Origin of the sequence: Psychrobacter sp. MES7-P7E, assembly GCF_002863645.1 — a bacterium.
Lineage (GTDB): Bacteria > Pseudomonadota > Gammaproteobacteria > Pseudomonadales > Moraxellaceae > Psychrobacter.
This window is the reverse complement of the sequence record NZ_PJBU01000116.1, coordinates 91,986-110,330: the sequence shown is the minus strand read 5'-3', so window position 1 is coordinate 110,330 and position 18,345 is coordinate 91,986. Positions and strand designations below refer to the sequence as shown.

Annotated in this window: 14 protein-coding genes; 11 read left to right on the top strand and 3 right to left on the bottom strand. The window is 42.8% G+C overall.

What is annotated here, in order from left to right; translation table 11 throughout:
- Nucleotides 1-651 precede the first annotated feature (651 nt).
- The 4 genes from thrS to rnr all read left to right on the top strand — a co-directional run bounded on the left by thrS (nucleotide 652) and on the right by rnr (nucleotide 7,179).
- The gene (gene thrS / locus CXF62_RS14155) at nucleotides 652-2,586 is read left to right on the top strand and encodes a threonine--tRNA ligase (RefSeq protein ID WP_102094881.1); all 1,935 of its coding nucleotides are present in this window, start codon (nucleotides 652-654) and stop codon (nucleotides 2,584-2,586) included.
- Between the two features lie 23 nt (nucleotides 2,587-2,609).
- Complete coding sequence (infC, locus tag CXF62_RS14150; RefSeq protein WP_057762155.1) at nucleotides 2,610-3,113, top strand: translation initiation factor IF-3; 504 nt, start codon at nucleotides 2,610-2,612, stop codon at nucleotides 3,111-3,113.
- Nucleotides 3,114-3,518: 405 nt separating this feature from the next.
- Nucleotides 3,519-4,763 (top strand): toxic anion resistance protein, encoded by a 1,245-nt coding sequence (locus CXF62_RS14145; protein ID WP_057762157.1) that lies wholly within the window; start codon nucleotides 3,519-3,521, stop codon nucleotides 4,761-4,763.
- 139 nt (nucleotides 4,764-4,902) lie between these two features.
- Nucleotides 4,903-7,179: a ribonuclease R gene (rnr, locus tag CXF62_RS14140; RefSeq protein ID WP_101204722.1), complete on the top strand. Its 2,277-nt coding sequence runs from the start codon at nucleotides 4,903-4,905 to the stop codon at nucleotides 7,177-7,179.
- A 117-nt stretch (nucleotides 7,180-7,296) separates the two neighbouring features.
- Here the strand turns inward: rnr and CXF62_RS14135 are convergent, their stop codons facing one another.
- From CXF62_RS14135 to hisA, 3 genes are all read right to left on the bottom strand, one after another.
- Nucleotides 7,297-7,578 (bottom strand): hypothetical protein, encoded by a 282-nt coding sequence (locus CXF62_RS14135; protein WP_102094880.1) that lies wholly within the window; start codon nucleotides 7,576-7,578, stop codon nucleotides 7,297-7,299.
- A gap of 81 nt (nucleotides 7,579-7,659) precedes the next feature.
- Nucleotides 7,660-9,333, bottom strand: a complete 1,674-nt coding sequence (locus CXF62_RS14130) for a mechanosensitive ion channel family protein (protein WP_102094879.1) — start codon at nucleotides 9,331-9,333, stop codon at nucleotides 7,660-7,662.
- Between the two features lie 64 nt (nucleotides 9,334-9,397).
- A complete protein-coding gene (gene hisA, locus CXF62_RS14125; protein WP_102094878.1) occupies nucleotides 9,398-10,135 on the bottom strand; it encodes a 1-(5-phosphoribosyl)-5-[(5-phosphoribosylamino)methylideneamino]imidazole-4-carboxamide isomerase in 738 nt (245 codons plus the stop codon).
- Between the two features lie 1,096 nt (nucleotides 10,136-11,231).
- On the opposite strand from hisA, the gene CXF62_RS14120 reads away from it, so the two are divergent.
- From CXF62_RS14120 to CXF62_RS14090, 7 genes are all read left to right on the top strand, one after another.
- Nucleotides 11,232-12,584 (top strand): Na(+)-translocating NADH-quinone reductase subunit A, encoded by a 1,353-nt coding sequence (locus tag CXF62_RS14120; RefSeq protein WP_101204726.1) that lies wholly within the window; start codon nucleotides 11,232-11,234, stop codon nucleotides 12,582-12,584.
- A gap of 5 nt (nucleotides 12,585-12,589) precedes the next feature.
- On the top strand, nucleotides 12,590-13,825 hold the full coding sequence (locus CXF62_RS14115) for an NADH:ubiquinone reductase (Na(+)-transporting) subunit B (protein WP_057762164.1): 1,236 nt from the start codon (nucleotides 12,590-12,592) through the stop codon (nucleotides 13,823-13,825).
- On the top strand, nucleotides 13,806-14,708 hold the full coding sequence (locus CXF62_RS14110; RefSeq protein ID WP_057762167.1) for a Na(+)-translocating NADH-quinone reductase subunit C: 903 nt from the start codon (nucleotides 13,806-13,808) through the stop codon (nucleotides 14,706-14,708). The genes CXF62_RS14115 and CXF62_RS14110 overlap by 20 nt, the downstream gene beginning before the upstream one ends.
- Before the next feature lies 1 nt (nucleotide 14,709).
- Complete coding sequence (locus tag CXF62_RS14105) at nucleotides 14,710-15,381, top strand: NADH:ubiquinone reductase (Na(+)-transporting) subunit D (RefSeq protein ID WP_101204727.1); 672 nt, start codon at nucleotides 14,710-14,712, stop codon at nucleotides 15,379-15,381.
- Complete coding sequence (gene nqrE, locus CXF62_RS14100) at nucleotides 15,381-15,989, top strand: NADH:ubiquinone reductase (Na(+)-transporting) subunit E (RefSeq protein WP_011281361.1); 609 nt, start codon at nucleotides 15,381-15,383, stop codon at nucleotides 15,987-15,989. Before CXF62_RS14105 ends, nqrE begins: the two co-directional genes overlap by 1 nt.
- 122 nt (nucleotides 15,990-16,111) lie before the next feature.
- Nucleotides 16,112-17,347, top strand: a complete 1,236-nt coding sequence (gene nqrF / locus CXF62_RS14095; RefSeq protein WP_102094877.1) for an NADH:ubiquinone reductase (Na(+)-transporting) subunit F — start codon at nucleotides 16,112-16,114, stop codon at nucleotides 17,345-17,347.
- Between the two features lie 169 nt (nucleotides 17,348-17,516).
- Nucleotides 17,517-18,317: an SDR family oxidoreductase gene (locus tag CXF62_RS14090; RefSeq protein ID WP_102094876.1), complete on the top strand. Its 801-nt coding sequence runs from the start codon at nucleotides 17,517-17,519 to the stop codon at nucleotides 18,315-18,317.
- The last annotated feature ends 28 nt before the right edge of the window (nucleotides 18,318-18,345 follow it).

Below are 18,345 nucleotides of genomic sequence, written 5' to 3'. Positions count from 1 at the left end.
GAACTTATTTTAAGAGAGAAACAAATCTGTATTTCTTTCAATGGGTTATAAAACTGAGGATTTCTATTTTCTTTAATACTAGTGTGCAATACCATTTAGTTCATCAGTTTCCATTAAAGACCAGCTTTATCTAATCCTCATAACTGGACTTATTCATCTTGATATTCTTACATATTTCTCTTAAGCAGATGATCTATGATGTTTTTGAATGTTGATATTCATATAACTAGCACTATATAGAAGCTAAGTTATTCGGGGTTATATGATGCTTTCAATATATTGTCCTATATAGTTCAGTATTTGATACTACCTTTATCATAAGATATGGCTCTTATATTAGTCGTCGCGCAATCCCTTGATATCTAGTGTTGAGAGACGGTTTTTGCTATAATAGGTATTTTGCTGCATTACTTATATATGTTGGCTGTTGTATTATTCATATAGCGAAATGCATTTTGCTGCAATGCTATTGATTAACTGGCCTTAAGCCTTACATCAGCTCTAGCTTAGATAGTCATAGTAAAACTCTAGGTAATGCGTCCCTTTCACAACATATCACGATGATTAGATATAATTGATGTGGTCTCACGGTTATATGATTGATGGTTGCAATCATCACTGCCAACGGACCCAATAATAGGCGAATAGATTATGGTAGCGATTACTTTACCCGATGGTAGTGTAAAAGACTTTGAAGGTCATACAACAGTCATGGAAGTGGCGCAAAGTATTGGGACAGGACTCGCTAAAGCGACGGTTGCTGGACGTGTAAATGGTCATCTAGTAGATGCACATGATCCTATCGTCGCTGATGCCAATGTTGAAATCGTAACGCCAAAAGACAACGACGGTGTTGATATTATTCGTCACTCATGCGCTCACCTGTTAGGTCATGCTGTTAAACAGCTCTACCCTGATGTGAAAATGGTCATTGGTCCTGTTATTGATGATGGTTTTTATTACGATATCTTTAGTGAAACGCCATTTACGCCTGAGCATATGGAAGCGATTGAAAAACGCATGATGGAGCTGATCAAGCAAGATTATGACGTTATCAAGAAAATGACGCCCCGTGCCGAAGCGATTGAGATATTTGAATCACGTAACGAAGACTATAAGTTAAAGCTTATTAATGATATGCCAGGTGAAGAAGCCTTCGGTTTGTATCATCATCAAGAATACGTGGATATGTGCCGTGGCCCGCATGTGCCAAACACGCGCTTTTTAAAAGTATTTAAACTGACCAAAATGTCAGGTGCTTATTGGCGCGGCGATGCGAAAAATGAGCAGTTACAACGTATCTATGGTACTGCGTGGGCTGATAAGAAACAGCTAAAAGCTTATATCCAGCGTATTGAAGAAGCAGAAAAACGTGACCATCGTAAAATCGGTAAAGCGCTGAACCTATTTCATATGCAAGAGCAAGCGCCAGGTATGGTGTTCTGGCATGCTAATGGTTGGACGATTTATCAAGTACTTGAGCAATATATGCGCAAAGTACAATACGATAACGGCTACGAAGAGATTAAGACACCTCAAATCGTTGATCGCAGCTTGTGGGAGCGTTCAGGACATTGGGGCAACTATGCAACCAATATGTTCACGACTTCTAGCGAAAACCGTGATTATGCAGTAAAACCGATGAACTGCCCTTGTCACGTGCAAGTGTTTAATCAAGGTTTAAAGTCTTATCGTGATCTACCATTACGTATGGCTGAATTTGGTTCTTGCCATCGCAATGAGCCATCAGGATCATTACATGGTCTGATGCGTGTACGTGGTTTTACGCAAGATGATGCGCATATTTTCTGTACGCAAGCACAGATTCAACAAGAAGTTGCTGACTTTATTAAGCTAACGCTCGCTGTCTATGAAGATTTTGGTTTTGACAATATCATTATGAAGCTTTCTACCCGCCCTGAAAAACGTGTTGGTAGTGATGAGTCTTGGGACTTTGCAGAAAAGGCTCTTGCAGATGCGCTTGATAGCTCAGGGCTAGACTGGGATTACTTACCTGGCGAAGGTGCATTCTATGGTCCAAAGATTGAGTTTAGTCTAAAGGATTCATTAGGACGCATTTGGCAGTGTGGCACTATTCAGGTTGATCCGAATATGCCTGAACGACTAGATGCAGAGTTCGTCAATGAGCAAAACGATCGTGAAGTACCTATTATGTTGCACCGTGCAATCTTAGGGTCGTTTGAGCGTTTCATCGGTATTTTGATCGAAAACTATGCCGGTTGGATGCCAGTATGGCTAGCACCGCAGCAAGTTGTGGTCATGAATATCACCGATAAACAGGCTGATGCATGCGAAAACGTAGTTAGCGAGCTTAAAAATGCAGGTTTGCGCGCTATTAGCGACTTGCGTAACGAAAAGATTGGATTTAAGATACGAGAGAAAACATTAGAACGTATTCCCTATATGCTAGTATTAGGGGATAAAGAAGTCGAATCGGGCAGTGTCAACGTCCGAACTCGTGAAGGTGAGAACCTTGGCGTGATGAGTGTTTCTGAATTTATTACATTAGTACAGACCGCTGTCAGTAAAAAAGGCCGACAGACCCCAAAAACAGATGAGGAGTAATACCTATTAAACAGTCCAACCGTTTGAACATCAACGAAGATATCAATGTCAAAGAAGTCCGTCTCGTTAAAGAAGATGGCGAGCAAATGGGCGTGGTTGATATCGCAACCGCGATGAAAGCGGCACGTGATGAAAATCTAGATTTGGTTGAATTAGTTCCTGAAGCTAAGCCGCCAGTATGTAAGATCATGGATTATAAGCACTTCCTCTATGATCAAAAGCAAAAGGCTAAAGAAGCTAAGAAGAACCAAAAGCAGACTCAGCTGAAAGAGATGAAGCTACGTCCTAGTACCGAAGAGGCCGATTATCAGGTTAAACTGAGAAAAATCGTGAGCTTCTTGGAAGATCAAGACAAAGTTAAAATTAGCATCCGTTTCCGCGGACGTGAAATGGCGCACCAAGACATCGGTCGCAAACAACTTGATCGTATCATTGAAGATACTGCTGATATCTCAAACGTCGAACAGTACCCTAAGATGGAAGGTCGTCAGATGGGTATGCTGCTTGGACCCACTAAGAAAAAGTAATCTGTTTATTGGATTGCTTTGAGTGGTGGCTGTTAGTCTATATAGCTATTTATAACTCTAACCATCAATATGCTGCGGGATATTGATGGTTTTTTATTATTTGGACTCAAAAACGGCAGTAATGAACGCAGCTATATTGAACATAAATAGCCTAGCATCATTGATTGACGCTATTTTACAAAACCCACCTTCTCAACTTTCTGATTACACGGTAATCTAAAGGTCTAGTTATATTTACTAGTTAGTATTTAGCAGTAACTAATGATCATTTGATAAAAATTAGTACGAGCTAAAAACATTTTATAAATGTATAAAAGCTAAGTGTATAAATAAAAACAATGTATATCACGACTGTCAGAGTCGTTGAAAAAAACACTTCCCTTCTCCGATATCAGAGGATATTTCATGCAAGAATTGACGCCACCAGAAAACGCTACAACTCCCAGTATCTCTCTAACAGCACCTGAACCTGTCAAAGAAATACAGAAAAGTGAAGCAGATCAGATGGTCAAATTGGATGAAAGCCAAATTCCTGAGCTCGATGCCAAGGTTGATGCTTTTGTTGATCATGTGCTTACCAACTCTGTGCATAGCGATGAGTTTCGACAAAATGTGCAGTCTATTCATAATCTAGGTACCAAAGAGATTCGTGAATCTGCGCAAGTATCTAATCGAATGTTAGATTTGCCTGCAAAAAGTCTTAATGACAGTTTATTCGACAACTCTCCTATCGCCAAATCATTGACGGAACTACGCGGGATTGTCGAAGACTTAGATCCGAGCAAAAAAGAGCTGACCAGCTCACGCAAGTTGTTCGGTCTCATTCCCTTCGGCAATAAGGTGCAAGATTATTTCCGTCAGTATGAATCAGCACAATCACATATCAATGCGGTCGTTACCAGTCTCTACAATGGTAAAGATGAATTGCTCAAAGACAATGCGATGATTGAGCAAGAAAAAGTCAATATGTGGGAGCTGATGCAGTCTATTCGCCAGTATGTCTATGTTGGCAAAAAAATTGATGAGCAACTTGAGCAGAAGGTCTATGCGATAGAAGCAACAGATCCAGAAAAAGCGCGCATCATTAAAGAAGAGATGTTGTTCTATGTCCGTCAAAAAAACACTGACTTTTTAACCCAGTTAGCAGTGAATGTACAAGGCTATTTGGCGCTTGATACCATTCGCCGTAATAACTTAGAGCTGATTAAAGGTGTCGATCGCGCAACCACGACGACGGTATCTGCACTACGCACGGCTGTTGTCGTTGCTCAAGCCATGACCAATCAAAAATTGGTATTAGATCAAATCACTGCTTTGAATAAAACCACCAGTAGTTTGATTGAATCAACTTCAGCGATGCTCAAGCGTCAGTCAGGTGAAATCCATGAGCAGGCGACCAGCAGTAGCATTGAGCTTGATAAACTGCAAAATGCCTTCAATAATGTCTATGACACTATGGATATGATTAGCAATTATAAAATTGAAGCACTAGAGAATATGAAGCAAACGGTCAATACATTGACCACTGAAGTAGATAAAGCACAAAAATACTTGGATAAATCAAATCAGACTACGGTGTTAGAAGTCTCAAAAGAGTTGGATAGTAAAAAAATCACTAACCAATCGAGCAATGTCGATATCGATATTTGATTTATCCCTATAGCGGTCGCCAGAAAACTGACCGCTTCCTGCTACCGAATACACATAAGACAATTGACGCAAGATATTGCAACGTCGTTCGTGTTAAGATAGCCACTATTAATAATTTTAAAAATAGATACGGTAATTTATGAGTTGGAATGATCCAAACGCCTCAAGTGAGGCAAAAAAATATGATAACCCGATTCCTAGTCGTGAGCTGATACTCAGCACGATTAATGAACATGGGGAAGTCACGCATCAGCAATTGGCAAAAGCCTTTAACATTGATGACCCTGATCAGTTTGACGCTTTGGGCAATCGTCTAAAAGCAATGGCACGTGATGGCCAAGTGAATCGTGATGGTCGTCCTTATCGCTATCGCACAGTGACCAAGCAAGATATCGTTTCAGGTACAGTGTCTGCCCATCCAAAAGGTTTTGGTTTTGTGGTGCTAAGTGATATGCCAGATTTGTTTTTACATGAAAAACAAATGCGCTGGGTATTCAATGGCGACACGGTAGCAGCCGTCGGCACTTCGACAGACAATCGTGGACGTACCGAAGGGCGTATCGTCGATGTTGTCGAACGCCGCCAAAACAACTTTATCGGTACACTTGCTCGTGATGAAGACGGCTATTGTGTTGAGCTTGGTAGCCCGAACAATCATCAACCGATTACGGTTACTGATGACAATGTTCAGGCGCTAAATATCAAACAAGGCGCTCCTGTTAAAGTCGATATCATTGACTGGCCAAACCAGCATGAATTTGCCACTGGTAAAATCACTGAAGTGCTGTCTGACGATAATGATCGTGAATTGATTATTGAGACTACCCTGCTCAACTATGATATTCCATCAGATTTTAGCGAAGCTGCGCTTAAACAAGCTGATGACTATCAGGAGCCAACCGAAAAAGACATAAAAGGCCGCACAGACATACGTCATCTACCGCTTGTCACTATCGATGGCGAAGATGCTCGTGACTTTGACGATGCTGTATTTGCTGAAAAGCGTTCTGGTGGTAACTACCGTGTCGTGGTTGCGATTGCGGACGTCAGCTATTATGTGACACCGAATTCACCACTTGACCAAGATGCTTATGAGCGTGGTACTTCAGTATACTTCCCGCATCGCGTGATTCCAATGTTGCCTGAAGTATTATCTAACGGCCTATGTTCATTGAACCCTAATCTAGATCGCTTATGTATGGTTGCTGATATCAAGATATCGCGTGCCGGTAAAGTGACTGGATATGAGTTCTATCCGTCAGTGATGCACTCACAAGCACGTCTAACTTATAATCAAGTAAATGATTATCTTGTGAACCCAAATGATAAGAGATTACCTAAATCACTGACAGGTAATAAAGACGTTAAAAAATCTGTTGATACGTTACATCAATTGTATGAGCTACTGCTTAAAAAGCGTGAAGAACGTCATGCAATGGAATTCGAAACAGTTGAAACGTATATCAAGTTTAACGAGAAAGGCGGAATCGAAGCGATTTTACCACGCACTCGTGGCGACTCTCAGAAGCTAATCGAAGAATGTATGCTGCTTGCCAATACTTGTGCGGCAAACTTCGCGCTTAAGCATGAGTTACCAGTTTTATATCGTAACCATGATAAGCCTGATAATGAGAAGTCGATGCGTATTCATGAATATGCAAAAAACTTTGGCTTACCATTCCCCGAAGAGAATCCAACGCAAGCGGATTATCAGCGGATTATCGAAGCGACCAAAGACAGACCAGATGCCATCAGTATTCATAGCATGCTGCTGCGTTCAATGATGCAAGCAAATTATGCACCTGACAATATTGGTCACTTTGGCTTAGCATATGACGAATATAGCCACTTTACCTCGCCAATTCGTCGTTATCCAGATTTGATGCTGCATCGTGCGATTAAGGCAAAAGTTACCAACAGCCCACAGCCTGTTATGGACTTTTCTCTTGAAGGTGCTGGTACACAAACGTCAGATACAGAACGCCGTGCAGAAAAAGCATCACGTTATGTAGAATCTTGGCTCAAGTGTCACTATATGACCGATCATGTCGGTGAAGAATTTGAAGGCGTTGTGACTACGGTTACTAGCTTTGGTCTATTCGTCACATTGACTGACTTATATATCGACGGTTTGGTTCATATTTCAAACGTTGGCGATGACTTCTTTGTCTACGATGAGCAGCAACAGCAGCTTATCGGTAAGGATAAAGGCACGCTATTTGGACTGGGCGATTCAGTTAAGGTGAAGGTTGCGGGTGTCAACATGGACCTGCTACAAATTGATTTTGATTTGAAGGCTAAATTGCAATCTAGTGCAATGAACCAAAGCAAAAAAGGTCAACCGAAGAAAGAACAGCCTAAGAAAACCCCAGCGAAAAGAAGCAGCAACCGCAGAGGCGCTGCCAAAAAAAGCTAAGCTTAGACTGATACTTAGATACTGATGTTGTAATACAATAAAAAAGGCTAACGTAATCGTTAGCCTTTTTTATGCTGTGTACTTTTCAATCATCAATGATATAGCTATTTATTGTGCCTATTGCGCATCGTCTAATTGCTCTACACGGTCTTGCTCGGCTTGCTGCGCTTGATCAATTTTGCTAGTAGCACTATCTACGATAGCTTTCGGCTGTTGACTAAGTGGCTGGCTAGTAATATCTGTATCAGAGGTAGCTACTGTAGAATCAGGCTGTTCAGCCGCTACGCTACTGGCTGCGATCTCTCTATTTTGTTCGCGACTATTGCCATTGATGATGTTGAAGCCGAGTAATGCCACAATACCAATTACTGCAAAGATAATGACGTGTTTCATTTCCATAAAAAGCCCCGTATTTGAATAACTACCAAATATAGATTCTGTTGCACTTTTTATGCCTAAACTTTATTTAACGTTTAATATCTATTCTTGAGGACTATTATTATTCAATAAATCCGTCTCATCTGAGCTTTGAGCAATCTCTTGCTCGACTTTTTCCATCAGCTTATCGTCAGGACGGGCATCGAGAACATCATTAGCACTGCGACCTTGCAGAATGGTTTTGGCTCGAGCCTTGGCTTGTTTTTTATCTTGGTCATCCGTATGACTCTCGCTGACCTGATTTTTTTCAGCAGATTCAGGAATCGTCGGCGTAATCGTCATATCAGATTGAACATTATTAGCATTGCTGACACTGCTTTGCATGTGCTCAAAGGCTTTTTCTAACTTATTGTTGAAGCGCAGACGATAAATAGGCTCAGGTAAGCTAAAGCCTTTATCTTCTAGTGCGTGCTTGGTTTCACGAATGGCGATACTGCGTGCTTTGGCAAAGTCAGTCTCTGATTGATCTACCCAAACCTGAAATTCCAAAACAATATTAGAATCACCCACATTGGTAATAACCGCAATCGCCTTTGGTTCATTCAACACAAACGCCAGCGTATGTATCGCATCCAATCCGACTTTGATTGCTGCTAATGGATCATCATTGGCATCAACGCCCAATTCAAAAGTAAATCGGCGCTCAGGATTTTTGGTATAGTTTAGAATCGTACCTTTAAAGACTTCAGCATTAGGAATACGTAACTGATTACCATCTAATGTCATCAGTATCGTCGCGCGCGAGGTCAAACGAACCACGATGCCCTCTTGCCCATTAATCACGATATGGTCACGAGCACGAAAAGGTTGGCGAATGCTCAGCATTAGTGAAGCGATATAATTCTCGATAGTATCTTTGACTGCGAAACCAACCGCAATACCAATGACACCTGCACCACCAAGCAATGTGCCTAAAATAGTCTCTGCACCTATAAGACTTAGTCCTAGAATCAGACCAAAGATAATAAAGATGACTTTGACTGTTTGTGACAGCAGCTCAGCGACAAATGGATTGGGCGTCAGACGTTGCCACATTTTTTTGCGATTAGATAACCAGCTGCCAAACCATGCTACCAAGGCAAATATAACAATGCCGACCAATAGTAGCGGCAGCGCCTTCACAAGATTGGTCACCTGCGCTTTTAGACCTTGATAGACCGTTGAGACATTCTCTTGAACATCTAGTGTACGGTTAATTCTGTCTTCTACAGTGACGACATCTGTTAGACGGTTGGTTAGGTTAATAGCTTGTTGTGCTTTTTTTTCGTTGGCTGTTTCTCCCGTTAGGGTAACGACCCCTTGGGTGACACTAACGTTGACGGCTTGTAAGCCTTCGATTTCAGAGAAAATACCGCTGATACGTTGACGAATGTCGTTGTCTTTTTGCGGTGTGGGTGTAGTCTCGATTTGAGCATTATTAGTGCTTTCGCCACTGATTACTGGCGGTGGAGCAGGCGTTGGCAATGAGCTGTCAAGTTCTGTTGTATCACCTGTTGATGTTTCATTTTCTGATGTGGCAGAATTATCGTTAGATACGCTTTCCTCTGTCGTTTCTACACCTTCAGTTGTCTCCATACCTAGTGCTGCTGCGATACCAGAAATTTCTTCACTGGCAGCATGCGCTGAAAACGCAAAAAGGATGCTTAGTAGCAACACTATTTGACCCCACGCTTTTATAAAAATGCGTACTATCGGACGGTCAATATAAGTGGCCATAAGCATCCTTTATTTTTTACGGATTTTCTCGCTTAGCTTGTTGTTGGTAACTGGCTATCTGGATTTAGCTATCTAAATAAAGCTGCGCTTCGCTCAAATTCAACGTGCCTTCATAGATAGCACGACCAGTGATGATACCTTCGATACAATCACCATACGGCTTTAACAGCTCGATATCTTTCATATCAGTAACGCCGCCTGATGCAATCACAGGTAATCCGCCTTCACGCGCCAAATTAACAGTTTGTTCGACGTTGACTCCTTGCATCATGCCATCACGGGCGATATCAGTATAAACGATTGATGACACGCCTACATCTGCAAAGCGCTTAGCAAGCTCGGTCGCTTTGGTATCTGTCACGTTTGCCCAGCCATGAGTAGCTACCATACCGTCTTTGGCATCGATACCGACGATGATATGCCCTGCAAATTCGCGGCAAGCTTCCGCGACAAAATTAGGATCCTCAACGGCTTTTGTACCGATAATGATATACGTCAAACCTGCGGTAATATACTGCTCGATGGTATTCATGTTACGTACACCGCCGCCCAATTGAATAGGCAGGTTCGGGTAGGCTTTGGTAATATCATTGACTACTTGTCTATGTACTGGCACGCCATCAAAAGCACCATTCAAATCGACCAAATGTAAGCGACGCGCGCCTTCATCTACCCAACGCGCTGCCATGGCAACTGGGTCATCTGAGAACACCGTATCATCTTCCATACGGCCTTGTTTTAAACGTACACACTTACCATCTTTTAAATCAATAGCCGGGATAATGACAGGCACAGCACACATATAGCATTCCTTATAAAGCACAAGATTGGCAATAAATTTAGTAAATTAAAATTTTGAGAATGAAACGTTATTGAAGCGTCAAATAACGATAGAAAACGCTGCTTAAAAGTAGCATAAATTATGGACAGATCGAAAACCAAGACATCGCTAAGTTAGCAATCTGTTTGAATACAAATAAGAAAGACAGAAACTAGACAATCATAACCATAAGTTTTAGTACGTAGAATCACTACCAACAATCGTTAAATTCTATTACTGACTGGCAATTTTAGGTCAATTTAGCGTATAATCCTAGGTAAATTTTTATTTGTTTCTATGTGATAGTAACCATGTGTTACGCTTTTTGTTGAGTTGTTACAGCTCACTAATACAGCATGGTGATCAGGATGGATCGAGCAATCGTTCAATACGCCAATAAAATATTGGCCAAGAAATTGCTAAAAAGGACTATCTGAAAAAATCTCAACCAATAGTCTCTAAACCATCGATTCTGCGGTATTTAACCTTAATTAGATGTCTTGCAAGTCCCTATCACTAGCTAACTATATTAAAACCGTTACGATTAAAACTATAGCAGCTTATAATAAGTGAGGTTTGCTTATCAGTTGCTTAGCTAGTTTGTCTTTTAACCAGTATATCATCTACCTTAATAGATCGTTATTTGGCCACACTCTTATTCTATCGAATATCTTTGAACGATATTAGTGAACGAGAGAGGGTCAAACATACTGGTGTTACAAGTTTTAAATTTCAATGAAACGTGTGATAAAGCCATTTGTATTTAAACCAGTCTCTTTTAGCCATGCGCTGTAGCGATTGATTTCGATGAAACGGTTTTAGCATACACCTTGGTAGCCAGTCGCCACTTTGGTAATTCGAATAAGACATTAACGTGTTGTTAAGGAGTCTAAGGTCAGCGTTAATACTCTTACTAGTAGTTATGATCATGTATTGTCTTCACAGAGCTTTCATCCCTATTTCACTATAAAGGAAATAGGCGATTGAAGGCTTTGTTGAGTGATACAAATGTTCATGCTACCGATATACCAAACAGGACGTCTGGTATCGTTTTAGACTATGGACTAAGTTTTCGCTTATGATTACCATCAAAAAAGGTTTGGATTTGCCCATCACTGGTGAACCCTCCCGCGAGATATCTGAGCACCAACCGACACATGTAGCACTTGTTGGCTATGATTATGTGGGCATGAAGCCCACTATGAATGTCAAAGAAGGTGACATTGTAGCCAAAGGTCAGCCCGTTTATGAAGACAAAAAACGTGTTGGCGTGATCTACACTGCCCCTGCTGCCGGTAAGGTCGTCGCTGTTAAACGTGGCGAACGTCGAGTGTTTGAGAGTCTTGTGATTGCGGTCGACCCAAATGGTGAAGAAGTAGACTTTGAGCGCTATGACTCACAGCAGCTTGCTGACCTAGACTCTGAAGTCGTTGAAACCCAACTGATTGCCTCTGGTGAATGGACGGCGTTCCGTACGCGTCCTTATAGCCGCGCACCCGAAATCGGCGCTCGTCCACATGCCATCTTTGTCACAGCAATGGATACCAATCCACTTGCCTTTGACCCGATGCTTGTGATCAATGAGCAGCTACAAGCGTTCAATGATGGACTTGCTGTATTATCTACGCTTAGTCCAAAGACCTTTGTCTGCCATCACGGCGATACCCAACTGACGCCAGTTGCAAAAACTGCAGCGAATAACGTCACTGAGTATCATGGTTTTGCTGGTAAGCATCCAGCTGGTCTTGCTGGTACGCACATTCATTTCTTGCACCCTATCAGCCGCGGTGTAACCGTATGGACGATTGGTTATCAAGACGTGATCGCCATCGGTAAATTATTTACGACAGGTCGTCTATATACGCGCCGTATGGTGAGCTTAGCAGGACCTGCGGTCACTAACCCGCAGTTGGTTATGACTGAGCGCGGTGCTGATATCACTGCATTAACCAAAGGTAAGCTGGCTGCTGGCGAGAACCGTATCATTTCAGGTTCAGTATTGTCTGGTCGCAAAGTGTTTGAAAACATCGCCTATTTGGGTCGTTTTCACAATCAGATCAGCGTCTTGACTGAAGGTCGTGAGCGTCCTGCGTTCCATTTCTTTACTCCAGGTAAAAACCGCTTCTCAAAACTGCCTATCTATATTTCGCAGTTTTTTGGTGGCAAAAAATACGACTTTACTACGACCAGTAACGGCTCACCACGAGCCATGGTACCAATCGGTGTCTATGAAGAAGTCATGCCACAAGATTACCTACCAACTCAATTACTACGTGCATTGATTGTCGAAGACATCATTAGCGCAGTAGATTTGGGTGTGCTTGAACTGGACGAAGAAGATTTGGCACTATGCACCTTTGTATCTCCTGGCAAATATGAATTCGGTGATATTTTGCGTGATAACTTAACGCGCATTGAGCTGGAGGGCTAACCACGATGAAATTTTTACACAATATGTTCGATCGTATGGAGCCATCTTTCACCAAAGGCGGCAAACACGAAAAGTACTACGCTATTTTTGAGATGTTTGATACGTTCTTACGTCAACCAAGCTCAACCACTTATGCATCATCGCATGTACGTGACGGGATTGACCTAAAGCGTATTATGATTACCGTATGGCTATGTACGTTCCCAGCGATGTTTTGGGGTATGTACAATATTGGTCATCAAGCACTAACCGCTATCGCTCAGCTTGGATTGCAGCCAGAAGGTTGGCGTACTGTGATCACTAGCATGGCAGGCTATAATCCAGACAGTATCTGGGCAAGTTTCGTCTATGGTGCGATGCAGTTTTTGCCTATTTATATCGTGACGTTTGCGGTAGGTATTCTTTGTGAGATTATCTTTGCTGTCGTCCGTGGACACGAAGTTAACGAAGGTTTCTTTGTGACTTCAGTTCTATTTGCATTATGTCTACCACCTGATATTCCTTTATGGCAAGTCGCCCTAGGTATTATCTTCGGTGTGGTTGTCGCAAAAGAAGTGTTCGGTGGTACTGGTAAAAACTTCCTTAACCCTGCCCTATCGGGTCGTGCATTCTTATACTTTGCTTATCCAGCCTATATGTCTGGTGACTCAGTATGGACAGCAGTAGATGGTTTCTCAGGTGCAACCCCTCTTGGCCTTGCAGCCCTTGGTGTGGTTCCTCAGGACTTCGTCGATGTCTATGGTAATGCCATCACGTGGAGTGATGCATTCTTAGGTAACATGCAAGGTAGTATCGGTGAAGTATCGACGCTAGCTATCCTAATGGGTGCGGCAGTGTTGCTATGGACGCGTATTGCTTCTTGGCGCATTATGGCAGGTTGTGTGGTCGGTCTGATTGCGACGTCTCTTGTATTCAACATGATTGGCTCTGAAGACAATATGATGATGAGCTTGCCGTTCTACTGGCACTTGGTTATCGGTGGCTTTGCTTTCGGTGCTGTATTTATGGCAACCGATCCAGTATCAGCTGCGCATACAAACAAAGGCCGCTGGGCTTACGGTATCTTGATTGGTTTTATGACCGTATTGATTCGCGTCATCAACCCTGCTTTCCCAGAAGGCATCATGCTGGCAATTCTATTCGCCAACTTATTTGCTCCATTGTTTGATTACTTTGTGACTCAAGCAAATATCAAACGCCAAACCGCTCGGAGGGTTCGCTATGTCCAAGCCCAAAAGTAATAACGCGAAAACCATCAGTGTGGCTTTGACGCTATGCTTGGTGTGTTCAGTGTTGGTCTCAGCAGTGGCTGTTGGTCTAAAGCCTGCGCAAGTTGAAAACGCTCGTTTAGACCGTAACAAAAACATCTTAGTCGCGGCTGATATGTATGACGCTGAGTCTGATACAGCAGATGATGTCGCCGAACGTTTTAAAGACTTTGAAGTCAAAATTATTGATCTAAACGAAGGTACTTATCTCGATGACGATGCGCTAAAAACTGCTGGCATCCCTGATCGTAATGCTTATGACGCCAGTCAAGCGACAAAAAACCAAGCTTTAAGTGAAGACTTGGGTGACAACGATCCTGCTGGTATTGGTCGTAAGCCAAAGTATGCCAAAGTCTATGTCAAAAATGATGATGCCGGTCAGCCAGAAACGGTTGTATTGCCAATTCAGGGCTACGGTCTATGGGGCACTATCTATGGTTTCTTAACGCTCGAAAGTGATATGAATACCATCAAAGGTATCAGTTTCTACGAGCATAAAGAAACCCCAGGTCTTGGCGCTCGTATCGAAGAGCCAGAATGGCGTGCAAAGTGGAGCGGTATCGAGTCTTATGACGAGAATGGTAACGTTGCCACTGGTGTAACCAAAGCTGGTAACCCAAAAGAAAACTGGGTTGATGGCATCAGCGGTGCGACATTGACTAGCCGCGGCGTCAGCAATATGATTCAGTTTTGGTTAGGTGAGCAAGGTTATAAGCCTTATCTAGATACGCTACGCGAAAAGAGCGGCCAAACGGTTGAAGGTGCAGACACGCAAGCAAATCAATCAAAGCCGGCAGCTCAACCTAAAACCGAATTGGCAGCCAAGCTACCAGTAGCAAACGGCAAGGAGGCATAACATGGCTGACACTAAAAGCATTTTAACCACGCCTATCTTTGATAATAACCCTATTGCCCTACAGATCCTTGGTATCTGTTCGGCATTGGCTGTCACCACCAGCATGGCTAACGCTATGGTCATGTGTGTGGCATTGACCTTGGTAACGGCATTTTCAAGCTTCTTTATCTCGATTATCCGTAAGCAGATTCCATCAAGCATTCGTATCATCGTACAGATGACGATTATTGCTTCGTTGGTTATCTTGGTTGATCAGGTACTAAAAGCAGTTGCTTATGACGTCAGTAAAGGTTTGTCAGTTTTCGTTGGTCTGATTATCACGAACTGCATCGTTATGGGCCGTGCCGAAGCATTTGCTATGAGCAACCCACCAGTCCCAAGCTTTTTAGATGGTATTGGTAACGGTCTTGGTTACTCAGCAGTACTACTATTCGTTGCAACTATCCGTGAGCTATTGGGTGCTGGTACTTGGTTCGGTATTACGATTCTACAGCCAGTCACTGATGGCGGTTGGTACATACCAAACGGTCTATTACTGTTACCACCATCAGCGTTCTTTATCATTGGTTTGTTCATCGCTGTTGTCCGTATCTGGAAACCAGAACAAGTTGAAGAAGCTGAGTTTGTAATGAAGCCGCAGTCTAAAGGCATGGCACATGGAGGCGGTCACTAATGGGACATTATGTTAGTTTATTTATAACCTCAGTCTTTATTGAGAACATGGCGCTTGCCTACTTCTTAGGCATGTGTACTTTTTTGGCCGTATCCAAAAAAGTCTCTACAGCGATTGGTCTAGGTGTTGCTGTTGTTGTCGTGATGGCAATTACCGTTCCACTAAACAATTTACTATTCCAGTTCATCCTAAAAGATGGTGCGCTGGCATGGGCAGGGTTCCCTGATATCGACTTGAGCTTCTTAGGATTGCTAAGTTATATCGGTTTGATTGCAGCCACCGTACAGATCCTAGAGATGTTCTTGGATAAGTTTGTACCGAGTCTATATAACGCGCTTGGGGTATTCTTACCACTAATCACCGTAAACTGTGCCATCTTGGGTGGTGTATTATTTATGGTTGAGCGTGACTATAACTTTGGTGAATCTGTTGTCTATGGTGTGGGTGCAGGCTTCGGTTGGGCACTTGCTATTACAGCATTGGCGGGTATCCGTGAAAAGCTAAAATACTCAGATATTCCAGCACCGCTGCGTGGTCTTGGTATTACTTTTATCACGGTTGGTCTTATGTCGCTCGGCTTTATGTCGTTCGGTGGTATGTCCATCTAAACCGCTAAGCTCAAAGCTTTCATTAGCTATTTGACTTATTTAATTCATTTATTCGGTAGAGGTTTGGGTACAGCATAGATTATGCTCCCACACCCCTACCCCATAGATTAAGGATACCTACCATGGATTACGCTACGGCGATTGGTGGCGTTGCTATGTTTACCTTGATCATCATGGGCCTCGTCGCTATTATTTTGGCGGCGCGCTCAAGACTGGTCAGTTCAGGCGATGTCACTATCCATATTAATGATAATCCCGATAATGATGTGGTGACACCAGCTGGCGGCAAACTACTACAAACGCTAGCGGGCGAAGGTATATTTTTATCTTCAGCTTGTGGTGGTGGTGGTACTTGTGCGCAGTGTCGTTGCCGCGTTATTGAAGGTGGTGGTTCTATTTTGCCCACCGAAGAAGGCTACTTTACTCAAGGTGAAATCCGCAATCACATGCGCTTAGCTTGTCAGGTAGCTGTTAAGCAAGACATGAAAATTGAGATTGACCCTGAGTTCTTTGATGTACAGAAATGGGAATGTGAAGTTATCTCTAACGATAACGTTGCCACTTTCATTAAAGAGCTGGTACTAAAAATTCCAGAAGGCGAAGAAGTAAACTTCCGCGCTGGTGGTTATGTACAGTTGGAAGCGCCACCGCATGAAGTGCACTACAAAGACTTTGTGGTTGATGAAGAATATAGAGAAGACTGGGAAAAATTCGGTATCTTCAACTATGTTTCAAAAGTTGATGAGCCAGTTATCCGTGCTTACTCAATGGCCAACTATCCTGAAGAGAAAGGCCTCATCAAATTTAACATCCGTATCGCAAGTCCACCGCCACGTGGTCCTGACGGTATTCCACCAGGCAAAATGTCTTCGTGGGTATTTAGCTTAGTACCTGGTGACAAAGTGACGGTTTCAGGTCCTTATGGTGAGTTCTTTGCCAAGAAGACTGAAGCTGAAATGATCTTTGTCGGTGGTGGTGCTGGTATGGCTCCCATGCGCTCGCATATCTTTGATCAGCTCAAGCGCTTGAAAACAGATCGTAAGATCAGTTTCTGGTATGGTGCTCGCTCGATTCGTGAAATGTTCTATGTTGAAGATTACGATCAGCTAGAAGAAGAGTTTGACAATTTTGAATGGCATGTGGCTCTGTCTGACCCATTACCAGAAGATAACTGGGAAGGTCCAACAGGCTTTATCCATAACGTGTTGCTCGAAAACTATCTGAAAGATCATCCAAACCCAGAAGACTGTGAATACTACATGTGTGGGCCACCGATGATGAACGCTGCTGTGATCGATATGCTACACAGCTTGGGCGTAGAAGACGAAAACATCATGCTTGATGATTTCGGTGGTTAAATAACCCCGCCAGATAAACTTAAAAGTGTATGTAAAAGAGTCTCAATTGAGGCTCTTTTTTTGTGCGATTTTTACACATAGTAATGCCGTTACAGACTACAAATCTAGCTAGTAGAGTCGCTTTATTATCCTATATGATGGACTATCTAAACATTGAGAAAGGACTCTTATGAAAACGAAATACAAAGATCTAACCATTTGGATTACAGGTGCCTCTAGCGGTATTGGAGAAGCCCTTGCCATAGCCTTTGCCAAAAAAGGTGCTCGGATTATTTTAAGTGGACGCGATCAGGACAGATTAGACACAGTCAAACAACGCTGCAAGCGTGCTGACACACATATTGTCATTCCCTTTGATATCAGTGATTCCAGTCAAGCAAAATCCGCTTATGAGATGGCACTAGCTCAAGTAGGAAAGATCGATTGGCTGATTAATAATGCCGGTATCAGTCAACGCGCACTTATCATGGATACCGATGAAGAGGTCGAGCGTCAAATCATGGAAATAGATTATTTTGCTCAGACGCGCCTTACTAGACTGGCACTGCCTGACATGATTGCACAAGGTGGCGGCAAAGTCGTGATGGTCTCGAGTGTGGCAGGCCTATTAGGTACACAATATCGCGGCGCTTATGGAGCAGCCAAGGCGGCACTGCATATGTGGGCAAATAGCTTGCGCGCTGAGCTACATGACCAAGGTATCGAAGTAGCCACGATATTCCCCGGGTTTATTCAGACCAACATCTCTATCAATGCATTGACTGGCGATGGTAGCGCACAAGGTACGATGGATGAGGCAACCAATAATGGTCTAACTGCGACTGAGTTTGCTAAACAAGTTGTGAAGGCGCTCGCCAAGGAAGAAGAATATATTATCGTCGCTGGTCGCAAAGAAAAACTGGCAACACGGGTCAACCGCGTCTCTCCGCCACAACTCTATAAGCTCATACGTGAGTCACAAGTAAAATAATTCGATCAACCGAACGAATTGTCGCTGA

Coding starts and splice junctions, on each gene's coding strand:
- thrS (WP_102094881.1), top strand. CDS start 652: ATGGTAGCGATTACTTTACCCGATGGTAGTGTAAAAGACTTTGAAGGT.
- CXF62_RS14145 (WP_057762157.1), top strand. CDS start 3,519: ATGCAAGAATTGACGCCACCAGAAAACGCTACAACTCCCAGTATCTCT.
- rnr (WP_101204722.1), top strand. CDS start 4,903: ATGAGTTGGAATGATCCAAACGCCTCAAGTGAGGCAAAAAAATATGAT.
- CXF62_RS14135 (WP_102094880.1), bottom strand. CDS start 7,578: ATGGAAATGAAACACGTCATTATCTTTGCAGTAATTGGTATTGTGGCA.
- CXF62_RS14130 (WP_102094879.1), bottom strand. CDS start 9,333: ATGGCCACTTATATTGACCGTCCGATAGTACGCATTTTTATAAAAGCG.
- hisA (WP_102094878.1), bottom strand. CDS start 10,135: ATGTGTGCTGTGCCTGTCATTATCCCGGCTATTGATTTAAAAGATGGT.
- CXF62_RS14120 (WP_101204726.1), top strand. CDS start 11,232: ATGATTACCATCAAAAAAGGTTTGGATTTGCCCATCACTGGTGAACCC.
- CXF62_RS14115 (WP_057762164.1), top strand. CDS start 12,590: ATGAAATTTTTACACAATATGTTCGATCGTATGGAGCCATCTTTCACC.
- CXF62_RS14110 (WP_057762167.1), top strand. CDS start 13,806: ATGTCCAAGCCCAAAAGTAATAACGCGAAAACCATCAGTGTGGCTTTG.
- CXF62_RS14105 (WP_101204727.1), top strand. CDS start 14,710: ATGGCTGACACTAAAAGCATTTTAACCACGCCTATCTTTGATAATAAC.
- nqrE (WP_011281361.1), top strand. CDS start 15,381: ATGGGACATTATGTTAGTTTATTTATAACCTCAGTCTTTATTGAGAAC.
- nqrF (WP_102094877.1), top strand. CDS start 16,112: ATGGATTACGCTACGGCGATTGGTGGCGTTGCTATGTTTACCTTGATC.
- CXF62_RS14090 (WP_102094876.1), top strand. CDS start 17,517: ATGAAAACGAAATACAAAGATCTAACCATTTGGATTACAGGTGCCTCT.